Annotated in this window: 2 protein-coding genes; one reads left to right on the top strand and one right to left on the bottom strand. The window is 70.5% G+C overall.

The annotated features are described in order from the left end of the window. Positions 1-1,990: sensor histidine kinase (locus tag AOK24_RS42740; RefSeq protein WP_055725243.1), on the bottom strand; the 1,990-nt coding region annotated here is incomplete at its 3' end. A gap of 418 nt (positions 1,991-2,408) precedes the next feature. On the opposite strand from AOK24_RS42740, the gene AOK24_RS42735 reads away from it, so the two are divergent. Beyond that, positions 2,409-2,846: a hypothetical protein gene (locus AOK24_RS42735; RefSeq protein WP_063799631.1), complete on the top strand. Its 438-nt coding sequence runs from the start codon at positions 2,409-2,411 to the stop codon at positions 2,844-2,846. Positions 2,847-2,860 lie beyond the last annotated feature (14 nt).

Genomic DNA, 2,860 nt, shown 5'->3' with positions numbered 1-2,860 from the left:
CGGGCATGCCCGGGAGCTGGACGGGGAGTTCCCGCTTGTCCTTCGGCGTGCGCGGGCGGTCGAGGCGGAAGCCGATGCCGTTGGTGTCCGGGACGTCGTCCGTGAGGAGCGTCTCCGGGATGAACACGACGGCCGTCGTCCCGCCGTACGGCGATATCTGGAGGGACACGCGGACGTTCTGGCGCTGGGCGAGCCGGCTGACCACGAACAGGCCGAGCCGGTCGGTGTCGGACAGCTCGAACTCGGGGGTCTCCGCGAGCCGCAGATTGGCGTCCAGGAGCGCCTCCGGGGTCATGCCGAGGCCCCGGTCGTGGATCTCCAGGGTGAAGCCGTTGGCGACGCGCTCACCGAGCACCTGGACGGCCGTGTGCGGCGGGGAGAACACCGTGGCGTTCTCCAGGAGCTCGGCGACGAGGTGGGTGAGGTCGGCGACGGCGGGCCCGGTGACGGCGATCCGCGGCAGGCGCCGTACCTCGATGCGCTCGTAGTCCTCGACCTCGGCGACGGCCGCGCGCACGATGTCCATGAGCTGGATGGGCTTGCGCCACTGCCGGGAGGGGGCCGCGCCGGAGAGGATCACGAGGCCCTCGGCGTGCCTGCGCATGCGCGTGGTGAGGTGGTCCAGGCGGAACAGGTCCGCGAGTTCCTCGGTGTCCTCCGTACGGCGTTCCATCGTGTCGAGCAGGGTGAGCTGCTTGTGCAGCAGGACCTGGCTGCGGCGGGCGAGGTTCACGAAGACCTCGGAGACGCCGGAGCGCAGTTCGGCCTGCTTGACGGCGGCTTCGACGGCCGCGCGCTGGAGGGTGTTGAGGGCCTGGCCGACCTCGCCGATCTCGTTCTTGTCGTACTCCAGGTGGGGGACTTCGGTCTCCACGTCCACCTGTTCGCCCACGGACAGCCGGCGCATCACGCTGGGCAGCCGTACGGCGGACGCCTCGTGGGCCTCCAGGCGCAGCTGGCGCAGGTCGCGGATGAGGGCCCGGCCGATGCGGACCGACAGGAAGAGCGACAGGAGCAGCGCGATCAGGCCGAAGACGCCGGCGACGACGGCCTTGACGATGACCTCGACGGCGACCGGGCGGACGCGGTCCTGGTAGCGGTCGTTGGCCTGTTCGTCGAGCGTGCCGAGCTGTTCCAGGACGCTGCCGGCGGCGGTGTCCCAGCTGCGGGCGGTGACGCCCTTGGGGACGCCGTTGTTCTCCATCGCGTCGATGGCGGCGTTCTCGGCGCTGCGCAGGGGCGCGGTGCCGGCGCCGGACCAGAAGCTCTCGTAGCGCTCCCGCTCGGCGTCGGGCAGCTGCGGGAGGCTGATCTCGTAGATGACCTGCCGCTGGGCCTGGAGGTCGGAGATGATCCGGCTCTCCTCGTGGCCGATCTTGCCGCTCACGAGGGCCGAGCCGAGGAGGGCGTCCTCGCGGGAGAGCAACTCCCGCGCGCGGGCGACGGCGACGAGGGCGCGGTACTGCTTGTCCATCTCGACGCTGTCGACGACGTCCAGCTTGGCCAGGAGCGTGTAGCAGGGGTCGACCAGGCGGTTGTACTGGTCGAGGGCCTGGCTGCGGTCGAGGGTGCCGTCCTCCACGCCGCGGCGCAGGGAGGCGATGCCGTCGAAGGCGTCCAGGACGGTGGTGAGGCCCTCGACGTCGTCCTTGTCGAGGCTGTCGCGCAGGTCCGGGTCTTTGGTGTTGCCCCGGATCTCGGTGAACGCCTCGTCCGTCGCCGAGCGCGTACGGCGCAGGGCCGCGAGGGCGTTCTGCGCGTCGGGGTCGGCGAGGTAGACGAGGGTCTGGCGGCGTTCCTGCTGGATGACCCTGACGGTGTCCTCCAGGGGGTACCCGACCTTCTCCATCAGGGACGAGACCGTGAACAGACGGCTCGCCTCACGGCCGGTGAGGATGGTGGCGAACCCCCAGACCGCCGTCAGGGAAACGAGCGGCACGAGGAGAAGCGCCACGATCTTCCTGCGGATCGACTTCCCGCGAAAGCGCATGGCCTCCCCCAGCTCGGACCCCGTCTGACCGGGGTACGGATGTGCGTCAACAAACGCCGCGAGCCTACTACCGACCCACAGCCAACTCGAAGACCAGTCCGGAGGCCGAACTTCCGCTCCGGGGTCGCGGCGTGGGGAGTTGTCCGGGCATTGCGGGAGATTGCCGTCAGGAATCGGACGCCGGTGGCGTGACCGTGGCCAAACTGTTCCCTTCCGGGGTTGGCGAGAATTTATCGGCGCTTGGGAATCTTCCGGGCGTCTCGTTCGTCTTACTCATCGGGAATTGGGAGCGGAACCGGCCACATGGGCCGCATGCCGCACCTCGGCGGCGTAAATGAGCGCAAGCCGGGCAACCACTGGGGAACCCGGTCTTCGGACCGGGCGAGGGGTCGGCCGGCGGTGGGGAGTGTGACACGTGATGGGCACGGCGCAGAGCAGTCAGACCCGGCAGCAGCGGCCCCGGGCGCGGCCGTTGTGGGTGGAGGAGCCCGCCAAGCGGCGGCGGATGCCGGATCCGGTGCGGACGGCTGCGGTCCGGGCGTTCCTGATCATCGCCGTGACGCTGCTCCAGGCGATGGTCGCGTTCTTCTGCACCATGGCCGAGTCCTGGCTGGCGTTCCCCATGGTGATCAGCAGCGTCGCCAGCACCGTCGTCGCGACCTGGGCCGCTCTCGACGTCTGGGTGACCCGCCAGGTCTGGAACCAGCGTTACGGCGTCGTCTCCGCCCCCAGCAGCACGGCGCGCGCCCTGCGCCGCGAACGCCGAGTGGCCCGCCGCGAGGCGCGTGCCGCGGAGCGGGCGCAGGAGCGGATACGCCGGCAACAGGGCGGGACCGGGCAACTGTCGCATCCCTGAGGGGGGTTCCGGCG

The organism is Streptomyces niveiscabiei (genome assembly GCF_001419795.1).
GTDB lineage: Bacteria > Actinomycetota > Actinomycetes > Streptomycetales > Streptomycetaceae > Streptomyces > Streptomyces niveiscabiei.
This window is presented reverse-complemented; position numbering and strand designations above follow the sequence as displayed.